The organism is Ferdinandcohnia sp. Marseille-Q9671 (assembly GCF_976954385.1).
Map to the genome: position 1 here is coordinate 238,685 of NZ_CDRJTA010000004.1, position 18,994 is coordinate 257,678.

The following is an 18,994-nucleotide window of genomic DNA, read 5'->3' on the forward strand; positions in this document are numbered from 1 at the left end:
TATACAATGAGGATTGTTAGGAGTATTCTAGTTTTGGTTATACGATGATTTCTCAAGATTATTGGGAGGCGATATAGATGGAAAAACGTAAATTATTTATTAGTGGAAAATGGGTGGACGGTGTTGAATATGAAAAATTACGTTCTCCCTATGATCAAGAAATAATAGGATTGATACCATTAGCCACAAAGGAAAATGTGGAAGAGGCAATTGCTAGTGCACAGCAGGCAACAAGGCTAATGCGAGAGTTATCAGCGTTTGAACGAGCAGAGATTTTGGAGAAAGTATCAGATTTATTTATCGAAAGATTGGAAGAATGTGCCCTCATATTAGCTGCTGAAAATGCCAAACCATTAAAGGCAGCTAGGGCAGAGATTATGAGAACGGCTGAAACCTATAAATTTGCAGCAGAGGAAGCTAAACGACTCCATGGGGAAACGGTACCTTTGGATGCTGCAAAAAGTGGAAAAGGTAGATTTGGGTATACCAAGCGGGAGCCACTAGGTGTAATTGCAGCGATTACTCCATTTAATTTTCCATTTAACCTTGTCGCACATAAGCTTGGTCCAGCATTTGCAGCGGGAAATACAGTTGTATTAAAGCCTGCTTCACAGACACCACTAAGTGCATTTATGACGGCTAAGCTTTTTGAAGAAGCTGGATTACCATCAGGGGCATTACATGTTGTTACAGGAAAAGGAAGTGTAGTAGGTGACCTTCTAGTTCAAGATCCTCGAGTAAAAATGATTACCTTTACTGGTAGTGTACCTGTAGGAACTAGAATAAGAGAAAAAGCTGGTCTAAAGCGAGTTACGTTGGAATTAGGTTCGAATGCTGCTGTGATTATTGATAGTACAGATGACCTTGAGTCGGTAGCAGCCCGTTGTGCAGAGGGTGCCTTTAACTTTGCAGGACAGGTTTGTATCTCCGTTCAACGTATTTATGTAAAAGAACATTTATTTGACGAATTTGTTGAGAAGGTCAAGTATTATACAGAAAAATTAGTGCTAGGTGACCCAAGATCAGAGGACACAGATGTTTCTGCCCTAATTAATCCGAACGAGACAGCGCGTATTGAAACCTGGGTTCAAGAAGCAAAGGATTCAGGGGCAAGGGTTGTCCATGGGGGTCAACGGGAAGGCTCTATTTTCCAACCTACTATACTAGTAGATAGCGATGAAAATCTCTCCATTTCCTGCAACGAGGTATTTGGTCCAGTTGTATCCGTCAATTCTTATAAGACATGGGATGAAGCTATAAAACTCGTGAATGATTCGGAATATGGTTTACAAGCAGGAGTGTATACGACAAATATTCAAAAAGCGTTTGAAGCAGCGGATCAATTAGAAGTGGGTGGCGTCATTATAAACGATATCCCTACCTTCAGGGTTGACAATATGCCATATGGTGGTGTCAAAAATAGTGGAGTAGGAAAAGAGGGAATTAAATACTCAACAGAGGAAATGACAGAATTAAAATTTGTATCTTTTAAACTATAAAAATTGATAAAGCCTGCAGCTTATGCTGTAGGCTTTATTAATTATGATGCTAGCTTTTTCTTTTTCTCAGGCTTGATAGCGAATAAGCCGCCAATCAGGAATGTACCACTGATGAAAAATACAGAAAAGATCCCGGCCCATGAGCCAACCAAACCAAAAAAGACAGGAGCTATCAGCTGAGACAATCGATTTGAGGCAAGACGTAATCCAAGAACCTCACCTGTTCTCGACTTTGGTGAGGCATTATAGGTAGTGGTCATAGATAGTGGTTGACCACAGCCGAGTCCTATGCCCATAAGAGCACTTAAGGCACCAAGCAAAATTACATTTCCGGTAAACGGAACTAACAAGAACGATATACCTGCCATAAATACAGAGGCAATTAATATGCTGTCTCTTCCGATCTTTTCAGTTAATGCAGGTAAAAACAATCGAACTAAAATAATTGCAAAACCCTGTATCGCAATAATCCATCCAATTGTCGATGTAGATATCCCATACTGCTTAGCAAACAATGGAAAATAAGCAACGAAAATATCTTTTGAATAAAGAACTAGAGCACTTGCAATTAAGGCTTTCCGTAAGATTGGGCTTTTTAATAAACTAATAGATGAATGAAGTCTAACCTTTTTAACCTTTTCATTTCTTTTTATGATTGGAATAAATAGCGCCAGTATTATAGGGACAAACATAATGAAAATGGAGGCAAAGAAAACGGATGAAAACGAAATATGCTGTCCCATATACCCTGCCACCACTGGCCCAATCATTGATCCAAAAGCAACAGACATTCCAAAATAACTGTAATAACGATCCCGGTTATTTTCATTTGAGATATTACCTAAAAGATTTTGAAGAGATACAGTAATAAAAACTGCTGATACACCAACAATTAATTGAGAAATATACAATGAAATTAAAGAAGAGAAGTAAAATGGAATTGCCATACCGGTTGCAATTCCAAACAGTCCTGCCAAAACTGGTATTCTATCTCCAATCTTATCCGCAATCCTCCCAGCATGAATTGCAAATATTAATGGGAAAAATGCATAAACAGCAGTCAGCATACCAATATCGAATGTTGAGGCGCCCAAATCTGTAGCATACAAAGAAATAATTGCTCTTGTCATATTCATTACTGTTTGAAAAAATAAAATAATTAATAAAACAACATATACAACCATCTGGATTACCCTCTCATTAATTGATTATTACTATTCAAGTAAGTTGTTATTCACTATTATCCAAAGGTAAATCCTATATTGAAAATATAGTATACTATTATTTATAAGTAAAATACTGTATTTTGATTGTTAGCCATAATTAAAATGAATACCTAATAAGGGGAATGTTATGAGAAGTCAGGATTGGGAAATCTTAAAGGTTTTATTTGAAAATAAAAATATAACAAAAACTGCTCAAAACTTATACATTTCACAACCAGCACTCACCAACAGAATTAAACAAATTGAAAAGGAATTTGGTACAAAGATTATTAATAGGGGACATAGGGGAGTCCATTTTACCCCACAGGGCGAGTATCTAGCGAAAAGTGCAGAAGAGATGATAATCAAGCTACAAGAAATAAAAGATAACATTTCAAATATGGACAATGAAGTAGTTGGTACAATCAAATTCGGGGTATCGAGTTTTTTTACAAAATATAAGCTTCCACGTCTTTTGCGCCTTTTTAAAAATCAGTATCCAAATGTCGAGTTTCAAGTTACCACCGGTTGGAGTAGAGATATGTTTCATGCCTTATATAAGAAAGATATCCATATTGCAATTGTACGAGGGGATTATCATTGGCCTGAAAAGAAACAGTTATTGTTTGAAGAAGAGTTATGTATTGCTTCAAAAAGCATAGTAAATCTTGAAGATCTTCCTAATCTTCCGAGAATAGATTACAAAACCGATAATTTACTAAAGTCACTAGTTGAAGGTTGGTGGTCTGAAAATTATTCAAAACCACCATTAATTACTATGGAAGTTGATCAGGTCGATACTTGTAAGGAAATGGTTGCAAATGGTTTGGGATATGCAATAATGCCTAGTATGATCTTAGATGGAGTAGAAGAAATAAATAAAATTTTTTTAACTGATCAAGAAGGAAAACCAATACTGCGAAAAACCTGGATGCTCTATCATGATGAAGGACTTGAATTAAATGTAATACGCGCCTTTATTTCATTCATAAAGAGCATAAATGAACTTGATTAATTCTGACTATTCTGTTTAAAATTAGGATAGGATAAAGGTCTTGCTATCAGTTCCACCGTTGAAGGGGAAGTGGTTAACATTAAAGTCTCATTACAAACGAAACTTCTAACTCTGATTATATCGATATTATTATTTGTAATTGTTTTTTTAACCGGAATTTTTTCATATTTTGAGTCGAAGCAAACCGAACAACATATAGGTCAGTTAGCATTACAGGTGGCAACAACAGTGTCCTTTATGCCAGAAATTCAAAAGGCATTTCAATTAGAAAATCCGTCTGAAGTCATTCAACCAATGGTTGAACAAATTCGGAAAGAGGTTGGGGCAGAATTTATTATTGTAGGAAATAACGAGAGTATTCGATATTCACATCCTCAGGAATGGAAAATCGGGAAAAAAATGGTTGGTGGAGATAATGGAAAAGCCCTAATTAAAGGAGAATATTATACCTCCAAGGCTACCGGTTCGCTGGGACCTTCATTGCGTGGAAAAGCACCAATCATTGACTCTACAGGAAATATCATTGGAATAGTTTCTGTTGGATTTATGCAAGAGGATATACGGGCAGTAATTTTTAATAGATTAATTAGATATGGCATGGTTGCTCTTTTAGTTTTATTACTAGCAGTTGGTGCCGGCATTCTATTAGCCAGAAATATCCGTAAAGATATTCTGGGGCTAGAGCCTTACCAAATTGCTTCATTATATAGAGAACGTAATGCTATTCTTTTTTCAATTAAAGAAGGGATTATTGCGGTTGATGAGAATGGTAAAATTACTTTAATGAATCATACTGCGATGAATATATTGGGATTAAATGATTATTCTATCAATAAACCAATTGATGAGGTAATTCCAAATACTGAGATGTATAGAGTCTTAGAATCGGGTATTTTTGAAAGCGATCAGGAAATGATCTTGAAGGATAAAGTAGTAATAGTAAATAGGACACCTATTATTGAAAAAAATAAGATTGTAGGGGTAGTCGCAAGTTTTAGGGATAAAACAGAAATTACAGAGATGGTTAATACCCTTTCTGAGGTTCGAAAATACTCTGAGGATCTACGTGCACAGACACATGAATTTACAAACAAGCTTTATGCTATTTCTGGTTTACTTCAGTTAGGAGAATATAAGGAAGCGATCGATTTTATCCAAACGGAATCTACTAATCATCAAATTCAGAGTAAAATACTTGCTGAACAGATACATGATCATAAAGTTCAGGCTATTTTATTTGGAAAAATCGGAAAGGCTTCTGAGAATAAAATTACATTTATAATTGACCCAAATAGTTGTTTGAAACCGCTTCCTAAACATATTGATTTATCAAAAGTAATTACTATTTTAGGTAATATCATTGATAATGCATTTGAAGAAGTCATAAAAGGTACAAAAAGAGAAGTTGCTTTTTTTACAACCGATATTGGTAATGATATTATTTTTGAAGTTGCTGACACCGGTAATGGCATTGATTTTGATAAGCATAGGGATTTATTTTTAAAAGGTTTTTCCACGAAAAATGGACAAAATAGGGGATTTGGATTGGCTAGTGTTATGCAGGTTGTTTCTGAATTAAACGGAACGATTGAAATACATAATCAGAGTAGTGGAGGAGCAGTCTTTTCAGTGTTTATTCCTAAGGAGATGAAGAATGTTAGCTAAAGGGGGGAATAGTTTGATACGAGCTGCGATTGCAGAAGATGATTTTAGAGTTGCATCGATTCATGAAAGATTTCTTTTGAAAATTGAAGGTATTCATGTGGTGGGTAAAACGTTGACAGGTGAAGAAACACTTAAACTATTAAAAGAAGAAAAAGTTGATTTATTACTCCTCGATATTTATATGCAGGATCAACTCGGAACGGATTTATTACCTATTATAAGAAGCAATTTTCCTCATATAGATGTTATCATGATTACAGCAGCAACTGAAAAGGCATTAGTCGAAACCTCTTTGAAAAATGGGGTGATAGATTACATAATAAAGCCAGTTTCTTTAGAAAGGTTTATTTTAACACTAGAAAATTACAAAAAAAGAAGAAAGTTATTGGATAATAATTCAGAAATAAACCAACATGTAATCGATTCTATTTTTGGACATACCAAACTGAAGATCAAACAAGCTGAAGTTATGCCAAAAGGGATTGACCCCTTAACCCTTCAAAAGGTAATTGATATCATGAAAACAGTCGTAGATGGTATTTCGGCCGAAGAAATGGGAGAAAAAATGGGTGCTTCAAGAACAACTGCGAGAAGATATTTAGAATATATTATCTCCACAGGAGAGGCAACAGCTGAACTTGAATACGGAATCGTGGGAAGACCCGAAAGAAAGTATCGAATTCAATAATAAGATATATAAGTGAATCGTTTCTTTTATTAAACTTAGAGAGCAATCTCTAGGTTTTTTTACGTTTTGATTGTTGCAGGTTGAGGTTTTATTTGTGACAATTACGTGAACAAAATGAACAAAATGTTCTAAAAACATTTTATATTCATTAAATTGTAAACGGTTACATTCTTAAAAAAGTTTTGTATGATTTTTACATTAAGGGAATTGTACAACCTTTAATACTTTTTCAAATTGGAGGGGGATTGGATTTATGAAAAAAATTATTTCGTTACTTTTCATTCTTTTGTTGTTGTTTGTAGTTGCTTGCTCTAACAGCTCGACTTCAAATAATTCAAATGATAATGGTAAAGAGCCAGAAAAGTCGGAAGGAAATGAAGGATCAGGAAGTTGGGAGCCAGAAAAAGCAATTGAGATTGTAGCCCCAGCTGGAGCAGGTGGCGGTTGGGATACAACTGCGCGTATGGCTGCAAAGGTTTTTGAAGAAGAAAAAATTATCGACCAGGGACTAGGGGTAGTCAATAAGCCTGGGGGTGGTGGAGCAGTTGCTTGGGCGTATATCCATTCATTAAAGGATAGTCCACATAATTTATTCGTAACGTCACCACCAATGTTATTGGTTCCATTAAATGGACAATCGGAATTTGATTTTGAAGACTTTACCCCACTTGCGAATGTAATTGCTGATTATGCGGCAATTGCTGTTCGTGCGGATGCAAAGTGGAATAATTTAAACGAATTATTTGAAGACATGAAGAAAGATCCAGCAAGTATTTCAGTAGTAGGTGCCTCTTCTCCTGGAAGTATGGACCACATTCAATTTATCAAAGTTGCAAAGGCTGCTGGTGTAGATATTACTAAGATTAAGTATGTATCTGACCAAGATGGTGGTGCATTAACACAACTTCTTAATGGAAGTGTACAAGTATTCTCTACTGGTGTTGCTGAAACTGTTGAACAAGTTAAGGCAGGAAAAATTAAAGTTCTCGGTGTTACTTCTGAAGAACGTTTAGAAGGAGAAGTATTAGAAGACTTCCCAACAGTTTTAGAACAGGGTATCGACGCAACTTTTGTAAACTGGAGAGGTTTCTTCGGACCACCAGAAATGGATAAGGCTGCAGTGAAATACTATGAAGAGAAATTTAAAGAATTAAGTGAGTCAGATGCATGGGCTGATATTCGTAACCAATATGGATGGGCTCCAATGTATATGAATCATGAAGAGTATAAGAAGTTCCTAGCTGAAGAAAGAGATTCAATGAAGGCTCTTCTTGATGAACTAGGGTTAGGAAAATAAGGTAAACGAAGGGGCCGATGAAAAAAATTCATGGGCTTCTTTATAAAAAGGTGGTGGATATATGCTAAATACTGTAAATAAGAAGATATCATTAATACTTTCATTAGTTTCAATAGGCTATTTAGTATTAGCCTTCCGTTTACCGGCATATCCTTATGTTCCGGTTGATTCAGATGCTGTACCAATAGCACTGGGTTTTATTTTGTTATTATTATCTATCTTACTATTTTTCCAAAAAGACAATCATTCACAAGGTAGTAAAAAAATTTCAAATAGTGAAAAGAGAGTAATCCTTACAGTCCTTGGGTTTGTACTCCTATTTATAATTCTTCTTGAATTTTTGGGGTTCATATTAACAACTGCATTATTTATTTTTGGAAACTCATGGTTTTTGGGATACAAGAAGTGGAAAAGTAATCTGATAGTTTCTTTAGCCATCCCTCTAGTAATCTACTTTTTATTTAGCGAATTCTTACAAATCTCACTACCACAAGGAATACTGCCTTTCTAGAAGGGGGAAGCACTATGGAAATATTTGATGGAATAATTACTGGTTTTAAGGTGGCATTAAGTTTGCAAGGGTTGCTATTTGTTTTCCTTGGAGCAGTAGTTGGAACATTAATAGGGATGATACCAGGTTTAGGCCCGATTACTGCGATTGCCGTTATGATTCCTATCACATATGGTATGGATCCTGCTATGGCTCTATTGTTAATGGCGGGAGTATATTATGGAGCGGCTTATGGGGGTGCAGCATCTTCGATTTTACTGAATGCACCAGGTGAATCTATGTCTGTACCGACTACCTTTGATGGATATCCATTAGCTAAGCAAGGAAAAGCTGGTAAGGCACTAGCAATAGCGGCAATTGCCTCCTTTGTAGGTGGAACGATAAGTGTTATTCTTTTAACACTTTTTGCACCAGCCCTCGCAACTTTAGCGATATCATTCGGACCTACAGAATACTTTGCATTAATGCTTATGGGATTAATGACGGTATCTAGTTTTTCAGATGGTTCTACAATAAAAGCGCTAATTTCCGCAACAATTGGATTTATTGTTGCAACAATAGGCATAGATGGTCAAACAGGTACCACGAGGTTTACTTTCGGTAATGTTAATTTGTTAGAAGGAATTGACTTTTTAGTAATTGCTTTAGGTTTATTTGCCTTAGCTGAGGTTAGTTCACTTATTTTCGAACGTAAAGAAAGTGGTGGGTTTTCAAATAAACTTGGAAGTCTTCGTTTGTCAAAGCAAGAATATAAAGAAATGGCTGCTCCTATGGGAAGACAGTCAGTTATGGGTTTTTTAATCGGGGTTTTACCTGGTGCAGGTGGGACTATTGCTTCCTTCCTAGGGTATATTTCCGAAAAAAAGCTTTCTAAAAAGCCTCAAGAATTTGGAAAAGGATCAATTGTTGGATTAGCAGCACCTGAAGCTGCAAATAATGGTGCTTCAAGTGGTGCCTTCGTACCTCTACTCAGTTTAGGAATTCCTGGCTCAGGAACAACAGCAGTAATGTTAGGGGCTTTGATTGTACTAGGTGTACAACCAGGTCCACTCTTAATGAATGACCACCCAGATGTATTTTGGGGAGTAATTGCTAGTATGTATATCGGGAATATCATCCTATTAGTTTTGAATCTGCCTTTAATCCCATATATATCAAAAATATTGAAAATCCCACGTCCATTGCTTATTTCATTAGTAGTGATCTTCTGTATAATCGGGGTTTATGGAATAAGCTTCAGAACGTTTGATTTACTTTTGTTAGTCATCTTTGGTATCATCGGATACTTTATGGCGTATTACAAATTTCCAGCAGCACCAATGCTATTGGCATTTATCCTTGGTGGGATGATGGAGCAATCATTACGACAAGCTTTAACAATTTCTAACGGAAGTTTACTGATATTTGTTCAAAAGCCAATTTCATGTGCACTTCTTATTGTTGCTGCGCTATCGTTTATTGTTCCAATCATTAAGAGTTTAAAAAAGAAAAAGGACATAGATATTTCAGTGGATCAAAATTTATGAGTTTATCGGGAGGTAGGAGTATATCATGCAAGAAATTAAAACAAATCCAGATCTAAAAACAGATGAAATCATTGAAAAAATAGCGGATTATGTATTGAATCAACCTATTGAGAGTGAACTAGCAATAGAAACGGCAAAATATGTACTGATGGATACACTTGGATGCGGATTTTTGGCTCTTAGATATCCAGAGTGTACGAAGCACCTAGGTCCAATCGTTCCAGGTACAGTTGTTCCAAATGGAAGTAGAGTACCAGGTACGCAATTTGAATTAGACCCGGTTCATGCTGCGTTCAATATTGGGTGTGTCATTCGATGGTTAGATTACAATGATACATGGCTAGCGGCTGAGTGGGGCCATCCATCCGATAATCTGGGTGGAATATTAGCGGTTGCAGACTATATTAGCCGAAAGCAAATTGCAGAGGGTAAAGAACCACTAAAGATGGCTACTGTTCTTGAAGCAATTGTTAAGGCACATGAAATCCAAGGAGTACTAGCTTTAACAAATAGTTTGAATCGTAAAGGCTTAGACCATGTTCTTTTTGTGAAAATCGCATCTACTGCTGTAGTTACTGCAATGCTTGGAGGAACTAAAGAAGTGGTAATGAACGCATTATCGAATGCTTGGATTGATAATTCGAGCTTGAGAACTTATCGCCATTTCCCTAATACAGGTTCTCGAAAGTCATGGGCTGCTGGAGACGCTACAAGCCGTGCTGTTCGACTAGCATTAATGGCTGTGAATGGAGAAATGGGATATAAAACAGCGCTTTCTGCACCGAACTGGGGATTCCAGGATGTTTTATTTGGAGGAGAGGAAATTACATTAGATAGACCGTTAGAATCTTATGTAATCGAAAATATTCTATTTAAAATCTCTTATCCAGCTGAATTCCATGGCCAAACAGCTGCTGAATGTGCAGTCGAACTTCATCCACAAATAATTAATCGATTAGATGATATTGATAAAATAGTCATTACTTCACATGAATCGGCTATTCGAATCATAGATAAAAAGGGTCCTTTACATAATCCAGCTGATCGTGACCATTGTATTCAATATATTGCAGCAATCGGTTTATTATATGGGACTATTAATGCTGATCATTATGAAGAGGAAATTGCTAGAAATCCAAGAGTTGATTCCCTACGTGAAAAAATGGAAGTAGTTGAAAATAAACAATATAGTGAAGATTATCTAGATCCAAATAAGAGATCTATTGCGAATGCTGTTCAAATCTTCTTTAAAGATGGAACATCTACTTCTAATGTTGAAAGAGAATATCCACTAGGACATCGTTTCAGACGCGATGAAGGGATTCCTTTATTAGAAAGAAAATTCGCTAACAATTTAGAAACAAGATTCCCACAAAAGCAAGCTTACGAAATCTATCAATTATGTTCGGATTTAGAAAAGCTTTCTTCGACGTATGTGAATGATTTTATGTCGAAGTTAGTAATCTAAAAGACTAAAATTTATGAGGTGAATAAAATGGCTTGGATTGTTGAAAAAGAACGAAGTCAAGAAGAACTAGCTTCAGCTTTCCGTAAGAAAATGGAAGATACTCCGATTCTACAAATACCTGGTGCCCATGATGGGATAAGTGCACTTATTGCTAAAAAAGCGGGTTTTGAGGCTTTGTATCTCTCAGGAGCAGCATACACAGCAAGCAGAGGACTACCAGATTTGGGGATCGTTACTTCCGAAGAAGTTGCAGTACGTGCAAAGGATTTAATCCGAGCTTCAGACTTACCACTTTTAGTAGATATTGATACAGGGTTTGGAGGAGTTCTTAACACTGCTAGAACTGCCCGTGAAATGGTCGAGGCTAAAGTAGCGGCAGTACAATTAGAGGATCAGGATTTACCAAAGAAATGTGGTCATCTTAATGGAAAAAAACTGGTTAGTCCTGAGGCAATGGCCCAAAAGATCAGAATAATAAAAGAGGTGGCTCCAACATTAGTCGTTATCGCTCGAACAGATGCTGTTGCGGTAGAAGGAATAGATCTGGCCATTGAAAGAGCAAATCTCTATATTGAAGCGGGTGCCGATGCGATTTTTCCTGAAGCACTTACATCAGAAGAACAGTTTCATAAAGTGAAAAGTTCGGTAAATGCTCCTTTGCTAGCTAATATGACAGAGTTTGGAAAGACCCCTTATTATAATGCTGCGGAATTTGAAATATTTGGATATAGTATGGTGATATATCCAGTTACATCATTAAGGGTAGCAGCAAAAGCTATAGAGGATGTTTATACGGAAATAAAGGTCACTGGCACACAGAAGGAATACCTTAGTAGAATGCAAAATAGAAAAGAATTATATGAAACGATTAGTTACTATGATTTTGAAAAGCTAGATACAGATATTGCTAAAACTGTATTGTCTGAAAATTAATAAATAAGGAAAGTGAAGATATAAATCAAATTGGTTTGCTTCACTTTCCTTTTTATGTTAAAAAAGCCTTTAAAAGTGGGGAAAATAGATGATTGACTTAAGAAGTGATACCTTAACAAAACCTACCAAAGCTATGAGGAATGCTATGTTTCAAGCGATAGTAGGTGATGATGGAAGAGTAAATGAAGAGGGAAAGGGGGAAGACCCTACGGTAAATAGTCTTGAATCTTTGGCAGCACGAATTACAGGCAAGGAAGACGCAATGTTCTGTAACAGTGGTACGATGGCAAATATTATTGCATTAGTGACACACTGTCAGAGGGGAGATGCTGTTGCTATAAGTCAGTTTAACCATATTTTTTATAGTGAAAGATCACCTTTTATGAATGAATACTTTGGTTTACAACCAGTCTTTTATGATACAGATAAGAAAGGTGTCCCCCAAAAAAACCACCTACAAACAATTTTAAAAGATGGAGTTATTAAGCTCTTGTGCTTGGAGAATTCAAATAATTTTAGGGGTGGAACATGTATGTCTGTTCAAAAAACTGAAGAAATAAGTTCCCTTGCAAAAAAATACAAGATTCCAATTCATATGGACGGTGCAAGGATTTTTAATGTAGCAACATTTTACAACATTCCTGTGCAAGAATTGTTAAATCCAGTTGATTCAGTCATGTTTTGTTTGTCAAAAGGCTTAGGGGCTCCATTAGGCTCACTACTTTGCGGAAAGAAAGAATTTATAAAAAAGGCAAGGAGAATCAGAAAATTACTTGGGGGAGGAATGCGACAGGCAGGTATTGTTGCGGGGGCTGGAATAATTGCCATTCAAAATGAAGTAGAAAGACTAAAGGAAGATCACAAACTTGCCAAGATACTCGTAAATAAAATTAAAGATAATAAAAATATAAAGGTAGATCCTGATCTGGTTGATACGAATATTGTTACTGTTGATGTATCCCTTAGTGGTTATTCGGCGAAGAAATTTGAAAATGAACTTGAAAAATGTGGATTAAAGATAAAAAGCATGTCTGATCAATATGTCCGATTAACTACATATCGTGGGGTAAGTTTGAGGGATATTGAAAAGGCGGCAATTATATTTAATGATTATTGTAATAAGCTGTGAAAGGCTAAGGGATTCTTTTGTCAATCAAAAACAATTACACAATAAACAGAATAATAATAAGTCCTTCACTAATAGAAGGACTATATGTATATATAAACATAGCCTGCTTTACCAAGTGCAAGACTAGCAATTTCTTTTTTTTTTTCCTTCAATACTCATCATTTGAGCCTCTAACTCTTAGAAGTTCTTTTAATTGTTCAATTTCGTCGTGGTCTGTCTCATTCGATAATAACTCTTTATTTGTTTCCATTTCAATTTTGAATTTACGTTCTTCACTTTCAAGCTTCTTTTTCTCTTCTTCTAACAATTTTCTCTCCATTGCCTCTTGTTTCATTTGTTCCTTTATCATTCTTTGTTCTTCTTTTTCCTGTTCTCTGTATACATAGTACCTATACTCAATATTTATCAACTCAATATATAAGCTGTAATAGCAAGAAGAAATATACCGATGATACATATAAGTGAAGTGTCTCTCCTCATCACCATAAAACCAATGATTAGGACTATAAATGATACATAAATCCAATGTAGGGCAGTTAATTCCACTAACATCGTAAAACCCCCATTCAATTATTCCTATATCAAGCAAGGGAAACTGCACGTTCACCTATGTTTGTAATACAGAATATGTAGTAGGGGGAAACATGTGAGAAGTGACAGAAAATTTTCAAGAGAAGACTGTTACTCTTTTAAAGAATGATATGTTTTGGTGTAGACAGGTCCAGAAAAGACAGTTTGATTAATACCGGCTTTTGTATTTTCGATAAGTTTTTCCAGATGTTCAAATGAATTAGAGTGCGTCCAGTCCAAATAAAATGATTCTTTTAACCAAAAACTTGCAACCAAATAGGTGTCACTTTTGATCGGACGCAGTGCTCGATAAGCCACAAATCCAGGAATATTCTCAAAGAGCACATTCTTTTGTGTGACATTGTACTCAAATAATGGTTTCCCTTCGTCTGTAACGGGAATGTATGTCAATGCACCAAATGCCGCGGAGTCTATTTCTCCTATACCAGTAAGGACTTCATATTTACGTGGTGCTGCAAACACTGATTTTTTATCTGTTTCGTGTAGTAAAATAGCCGTTTCATTATTATAAAAAGCAAACATATTTTGTTTCGTATGCTTTTCTCTAAGTTTCGCTAAAAAATCAACGGTGCCATATGCAATAAAAAAATTCATATTATTCCTCCTTTATCTGCTTACCCATACATAGTGAGAAACTTTTACAGTTATACTAAAAGATAACATAAACATTTAACGGTAAAAATAGGTAAGTCCTCTTAATAAATTTATTGTATCTAGCTCTTCGAGGTCATAAACCAATACGTCAAGAAGGATAAAATAGATCCTTCATGCAGGCTTTTCTTACACTTTTGAGAATAGCAGAGGAAGTGCTGAAGTCGACTTTTGCCCCAGGATGGAAGTATGTAATCGATGTTATTCTTTCAAGTCTCTTCCGCTTTTACTTATTCCAAGGAGGTTACTTTATGAAAAAGAAATTATTTCTCTCATTTTTAGTTATTGTCGGTTCGTTTGTCCTTGGATTATTTGGGTACTTGCTTATCATATATGCAGGTGACTATGTCATTGATGACAAAAAACTAGTCATGAACTCTGCAACAGAACTAGTTGATGAAGAGGGTCAATTTATTACCAAACTATATTTTGAAAATCGAGATATTGTTTCTATAAAAGATATTCCAGAGTACGTGCAACAGGCATTTATTGCTGTTGAGGACACACGATTTTATAAGCACCATGGGATTGATTTACAAGCGATTGGACGGGCCATTTATAAGGATATCATCGCTGGTGGAAAGGTTGAAGGTGGAAGTACAATAACCCAGCAACTTGCTAAGAATGTCTTCCTTACGAATGAGAAAACTTTTTTACGAAAAACAAAGGAAGTTATCATAGCGATTAATTTAGAAGAAAAGTATAGCAAGCAGGAGTTACTTGAGATGTACCTTAATCAAATTTACTTCGGCCATGGTACATATGGTATCCAATCTGCTTCGAACTATTATTTTAATAAAAATGCAAGTGAACTAACGGTTGAGGAAGGTGCTTTATTAGCAGCAATTCCTAAAGCGCCTTCAACTTATTCCCCAATACTTCATCCAGAAAAAAGTAAGCAGCGTAGAGATTTAGTTATTTCATTAATGGAGAAAAAGGGATTTCTCCAGCCTGAAGAAGCAGTAAGGGTACAAGGAAAGACACTTTCTTTACAGGTTAAGGAAGTTGAAAAAGATCCTGCGCTTCAAACATATATTGATATGGTGTTTGAAGAAGCTAAGACACGCTACAATTTATCAAACGAAGAATTACTTAGAGGTGGGTATACAATAACTGTTCCCCTGCATTTGGAGATTCAAAGAACAGCCTATGAGCAATTTAAGAATCGTGACAACTTTCCAGGTGTTGATGATCAAGTAGAAGGGGCATTTGTCCTACTTGATAACGATACCGGCGGGGTTTTAGCAAGTATAGGCGGACGCCATTATGTTAGTAGGGGACTAAATCGGGTTCTTATAAAACGACAGCCAGGTTCAACAATCAAGCCGTTAGCTGTATATGGACCTGCGTTAGATGAAAATCAATTTGAGCCATATTCTTTATTGGTTGATAAAAAAATGTCATATGGTGAATACGAGCCAAGCAATCTCTCAGGCATCTATAAAGGAAAAATATCAATGTATGATGCATTGGTAGAGTCTGCGAACGCTCCGGCCGTTTGGATGTTAGATCGCCTTGGGATTGACACAGCCAAAGAATATCTAACAAAAACCGGAATAACCATTCCAGATCAAGGGCTATCAATTGCTTTAGGAGGATTACAAGAAGGGATATCCCCAATTGCAATGGCAAAAGCGTATCGTGCATTTGCTCGAGATGGAAAGGTGATTGAACCACATGTTATTAGCAAGATTAAAGACCGCAATGGGAAAGTAATAGGTGAAGCCTCTATACATGAAACCGAAGCTTTTTCGAAGCAGACGGCTTGGTATATGACAAGAATGCTTGAAGGCGTCATCGATAATGGTACCGGAAAAGTTGGGACCTATACTGGTGCTCTTGCTGGTAAGACCGGGACAACCAATTTACCAGGAGTTGATAATGGGATTAAAGATGCTTGGTTTGTTGGATTCACACCTTCTGTGGTTGGAGCATTATGGATGGGCTATGATTCTACAGATTCAACTCATTACCTTAAAGGCGGGAGTGCATCTCCGACAAAGCTTTTTAAAAAGATTCTTGATCAATCTGAGCTAAAAAAGGTAACTGCCTTCTCTGCACCAAAGGATGTGGAAGAACTTGAACCTCCAATACATCTTACCGAAATAAATGACGTTAAAGCAGACATTACTTTTAAGCCTCTAGGATTATTTACAGTTACTTTAAATTGGACACCGGCGGCGGATGAACGCATCGAATACCGGATATATGAAGAAAATTCAAAGTCCGTAAAGTATGTGGGTTCCGTTAGAGGGAGCGGAAAGTACGAAATTGAAAATGTAAACATTTTTTCTATGCCAACCTATTTTATTGTTCCATATAATTCACAGACAAAAGAAGAAGGTATTCAATCCCAAACAGTAAAGCCTACTCTGTTTTCTAGTAAGTAATGTCGGGTGGTGGAGTTTTCTCACCACCCTTTTGAGCGTACTAACTCCGTTAGTGGCATGTTTTATTCGAATTAAGCAAGTCTTTTGCTTTAAATTGTCAAAAAGTAGAATTAATGTTCGTCAATTTTTTGACATTTGAAGAAGTTTGCTATACAAGGATAGTAGAAACAATTATAGTTGTAGAGTGGCTTCCACAGGAAATGTGGTGACTTCGATGTTCGACACAAGACGTTTGTATTTAGTCGAAGATCTTCTAAATCGTGACATTTTTACCAGACTAATTGATTGTGTTATTATAGAAATATTTGGGTGAAGATTTGAAAGGTAGGTAAATACATATGCAAAAAGGGTTTAACGATACTTTATTAAAGGCTGCAAGAGGTGAAAAGACATCCCACGTGCCTGTATGGTACATGCGTCAAGCGGGAAGATCACAGCCGGAATACCGGAAAATAAAAGAAAAATACAGTTTGTTTGAAATAACTCATCAACCGGAACTATGTGCGTATGTGACAAGGCTACCAGTTGAGCAATACGATGTTGATGCGGCGATTTTATATAAGGACATCATGTCTCCGCTTCCTGCAATTGGTGTAGATGTAGAAATTAAGGCTGGTATTGGGCCAGTCATCAGCAATCCCATTCAATCTCTAAAGGATGTTGAAAATCTGGGAGAAATACATCCGGAAGATGATGTGCCTTACGTACTTGATACGATTAAACTATTAACAACTGAACAGCTATCAGTTCCATTGATTGGGTTTGCAGGTGCACCGTTTACACTTGCAAGCTACATGATTGAAGGCGGACCTTCGAAAAATTATAATAAAACGAAGGCATTCATGTATGCTGAGCCAAAGGCATGGTTTGCATTAATGGACAAATTGGGAGATATGACCATTACTTATGTAAAATCTCAAATTGCGGCAGGTGCGAAAGCCATACAAATATTTGATTCTTGGGTAGGGGCACTTAATGTAGCGGATTATCGTCACTATATAAAGCCTGTTATGCACCGGATATTCACAGAACTTCGCGGGGAAGGTGTACCACTTATCATGTTTGGTGTAGGGGCAAGTCATTTAGCGTTAGAATGGCATGACTTACCTCTTGATGTAGTAGGACTTGATTGGCGTTTACCAATAATAAATGCAAGAGAACTTGGTATTACAAAGGCAGTTCAAGGAAATCTCGACCCTGCTATATTATTGGCTCCATGGGAAGTTATTGAAGCAAGAGCTAAGGAAATATTGGATCAAGGTATGCAGCAAGATGGGTATATTTTTAACCTTGGACATGGTGTTTTCCCTTCAGTTAAACCAGAGACTCTCAAGCGTTTGACTACATTTATCCATGAATATTCAAAAAACAACTAAGATAAGTAGAACTAAATTATAGCTTTAGAGGTGGATGTAATGACTAAAAAGAAAATGGGATTACTCGTAATGGCATACGGTACTCCTTATAAAGAAGAAGATATTGAACGTTATTATACACATATTCGTCATGGACGTAAGCCTTCACCGGAAATGCTTGAAGACTTACGTAGCCGTTATGAGGCAATTGGTGGAATTTCTCCCCTTGCAAAGATTACGATGGAACAAGGTCAAAAGCTTGAAGAACACTTAAATCACATTCAAGACGAAATAGAGTTTAAAATGTATCAGGGACTAAAGCATATCGAGCCATTTATTGAGGATGCTGTTACTCAGATGAATAAAGATGGCATTGAAGAAGCAGCTAGTATTGTTCTAGCACCGCACTTCTCAACCTTTAGTGTAAAATCTTATAATGGACGTGCGAAAGAGGAAGCAGAAAAGCTGGGCGGTCCAACAATTACGTCAGTTGAGAGCTGGTACAAGGAACCGAAATTTATCCAGTATTGGGCAAACCAAGTGAAGCAAGTGTTTGCATCAATGCCTGAAGAAGAACGTGAACATGCAGTCCTAATCGTCTCTGCTCATAGCCTTCCAGAAAAAATTATTGCTGCAGGTGACCCATATCCACAGCAGCTTCAAGAGACTGCCGATTTGATTGCTGAAGCGGCTGGTGTTACGAATTACGAGATTGGTTGGCAAAGTGCTGGGAATACACCTGAACCTTGGTTAGGTCCAGACGTACAAGATCTAACAAGAGACCTTTACAAAGAAAAGGGATATAAAGCATTTGTTTATATTCCTGTTGGATTTGTAGCTGACCATTTAGAGGTCTTATACGATAATGACTATGAATGTAAGGTTGTAACAGAAGAGCTAGGTGTAAGCTACTACCGCCCTGAAATGCCAAACGCGAAACCAGAATTTATTGATTGTTTAGCAACTGTTGTTCTTAAAGAACTTGAAAATAAATAATACAAGCGAGGTAAGGAGGATGTTCACCAGACAAACATCCTCTTACTTGAATTAAATGCAAAGAAGGCGATGTTA

The 18,994-nt window shown here is 36.6% G+C and carries 16 protein-coding genes; 13 read left to right on the plus strand and 3 right to left on the minus strand.

The window, feature by feature from the left end; genetic code table 11:
* The first annotated feature begins 77 nt into the window (after positions 1 to 77).
* On the plus strand, positions 78 to 1,499 hold the full coding sequence (locus ACWNMY_RS16455; protein ID WP_449539345.1) for an aldehyde dehydrogenase family protein: 1,422 nt from the start codon (positions 78 to 80) through the stop codon (positions 1,497 to 1,499).
* A 41-nt stretch (positions 1,500 to 1,540) separates the two neighbouring features.
* On the opposite strand, the gene ACWNMY_RS16460 is transcribed toward ACWNMY_RS16455, so the two are convergent.
* The gene (locus ACWNMY_RS16460) at positions 1,541 to 2,683 is read right to left on the minus strand and encodes an MFS transporter (protein ID WP_449539346.1); all 1,143 of its coding nucleotides are present in this window, start codon (positions 2,681 to 2,683) and stop codon (positions 1,541 to 1,543) included.
* Between the two features lie 169 nt (positions 2,684 to 2,852).
* Here ACWNMY_RS16460 and ACWNMY_RS16465 point away from each other — a divergent pair, with 169 nt between their 5' ends.
* The 9 genes from ACWNMY_RS16465 to ACWNMY_RS16505 all read left to right on the plus strand — a co-directional run bounded on the left by ACWNMY_RS16465 (position 2,853) and on the right by ACWNMY_RS16505 (position 12,936).
* Positions 2,853 to 3,719 (plus strand): LysR family transcriptional regulator, encoded by an 867-nt coding sequence (locus ACWNMY_RS16465; RefSeq protein ID WP_449539347.1) that lies wholly within the window; start codon positions 2,853 to 2,855, stop codon positions 3,717 to 3,719.
* Positions 3,720 to 3,788: 69 nt separating this feature from the next.
* The gene (locus tag ACWNMY_RS16470; RefSeq protein WP_449539348.1) at positions 3,789 to 5,384 is read left to right on the plus strand and encodes an ATP-binding protein; all 1,596 of its coding nucleotides are present in this window, start codon (positions 3,789 to 3,791) and stop codon (positions 5,382 to 5,384) included.
* A 13-nt stretch (positions 5,385 to 5,397) separates the two neighbouring features.
* On the plus strand, positions 5,398 to 6,072 hold the full coding sequence (locus tag ACWNMY_RS16475) for a response regulator (RefSeq protein ID WP_449540469.1): 675 nt from the start codon (positions 5,398 to 5,400) through the stop codon (positions 6,070 to 6,072).
* A 253-nt stretch (positions 6,073 to 6,325) separates the two neighbouring features.
* Complete coding sequence (locus tag ACWNMY_RS16480; RefSeq protein WP_449539349.1) at positions 6,326 to 7,369, plus strand: Bug family tripartite tricarboxylate transporter substrate binding protein; 1,044 nt, start codon at positions 6,326 to 6,328, stop codon at positions 7,367 to 7,369.
* A 61-nt stretch (positions 7,370 to 7,430) separates the two neighbouring features.
* On the plus strand, positions 7,431 to 7,880 hold the full coding sequence (locus tag ACWNMY_RS16485) for a tripartite tricarboxylate transporter TctB family protein (RefSeq protein WP_449539350.1): 450 nt from the start codon (positions 7,431 to 7,433) through the stop codon (positions 7,878 to 7,880).
* A gap of 14 nt (positions 7,881 to 7,894) precedes the next feature.
* On the plus strand, positions 7,895 to 9,406 hold the full coding sequence (locus ACWNMY_RS16490; protein ID WP_449539351.1) for a tripartite tricarboxylate transporter permease: 1,512 nt from the start codon (positions 7,895 to 7,897) through the stop codon (positions 9,404 to 9,406).
* A gap of 25 nt (positions 9,407 to 9,431) precedes the next feature.
* Positions 9,432 to 10,874: a bifunctional 2-methylcitrate dehydratase/aconitate hydratase gene (locus ACWNMY_RS16495; RefSeq protein WP_449539352.1), complete on the plus strand. Its 1,443-nt coding sequence runs from the start codon at positions 9,432 to 9,434 to the stop codon at positions 10,872 to 10,874.
* Positions 10,875 to 10,901: 27 nt separating this feature from the next.
* A complete protein-coding gene (gene prpB, locus ACWNMY_RS16500) occupies positions 10,902 to 11,807 on the plus strand; it encodes a methylisocitrate lyase (RefSeq protein WP_449539353.1) in 906 nt (301 codons plus the stop codon).
* 88 nt (positions 11,808 to 11,895) lie between these two features.
* Positions 11,896 to 12,936, plus strand: a complete 1,041-nt coding sequence (locus tag ACWNMY_RS16505; protein ID WP_449539354.1) for a GntG family PLP-dependent aldolase — start codon at positions 11,896 to 11,898, stop codon at positions 12,934 to 12,936.
* Positions 12,937 to 13,084: 148 nt separating this feature from the next.
* On the opposite strand, the gene ACWNMY_RS16510 is transcribed toward ACWNMY_RS16505, so the two are convergent.
* Positions 13,085 to 13,393 carry a hypothetical protein gene (locus tag ACWNMY_RS16510; protein ID WP_449540514.1) on the minus strand — a complete coding sequence of 103 codons (309 nt, stop codon included), beginning with the start codon at positions 13,391 to 13,393 and terminating at the stop codon, positions 13,085 to 13,087.
* Between the two features lie 224 nt (positions 13,394 to 13,617).
* Positions 13,618 to 14,121: an antibiotic biosynthesis monooxygenase gene (locus tag ACWNMY_RS16515; protein ID WP_449539355.1), complete on the minus strand. Its 504-nt coding sequence runs from the start codon at positions 14,119 to 14,121 to the stop codon at positions 13,618 to 13,620.
* A 308-nt stretch (positions 14,122 to 14,429) separates the two neighbouring features.
* Here ACWNMY_RS16515 and ACWNMY_RS16520 point away from each other — a divergent pair, with 308 nt between their 5' ends.
* The 3 genes from ACWNMY_RS16520 to hemH all read left to right on the plus strand — a co-directional run bounded on the left by ACWNMY_RS16520 (position 14,430) and on the right by hemH (position 18,919).
* The gene (locus ACWNMY_RS16520; protein WP_449539356.1) at positions 14,430 to 16,568 is read left to right on the plus strand and encodes a transglycosylase domain-containing protein; all 2,139 of its coding nucleotides are present in this window, start codon (positions 14,430 to 14,432) and stop codon (positions 16,566 to 16,568) included.
* A gap of 338 nt (positions 16,569 to 16,906) precedes the next feature.
* The gene (hemE, locus tag ACWNMY_RS16525; protein WP_449539357.1) at positions 16,907 to 17,944 is read left to right on the plus strand and encodes a uroporphyrinogen decarboxylase; all 1,038 of its coding nucleotides are present in this window, start codon (positions 16,907 to 16,909) and stop codon (positions 17,942 to 17,944) included.
* Between the two features lie 39 nt (positions 17,945 to 17,983).
* Complete coding sequence (hemH, locus tag ACWNMY_RS16530) at positions 17,984 to 18,919, plus strand: ferrochelatase (RefSeq protein WP_449539358.1); 936 nt, start codon at positions 17,984 to 17,986, stop codon at positions 18,917 to 18,919.
* Positions 18,920 to 18,994: the final 75 nt, after the last annotated feature.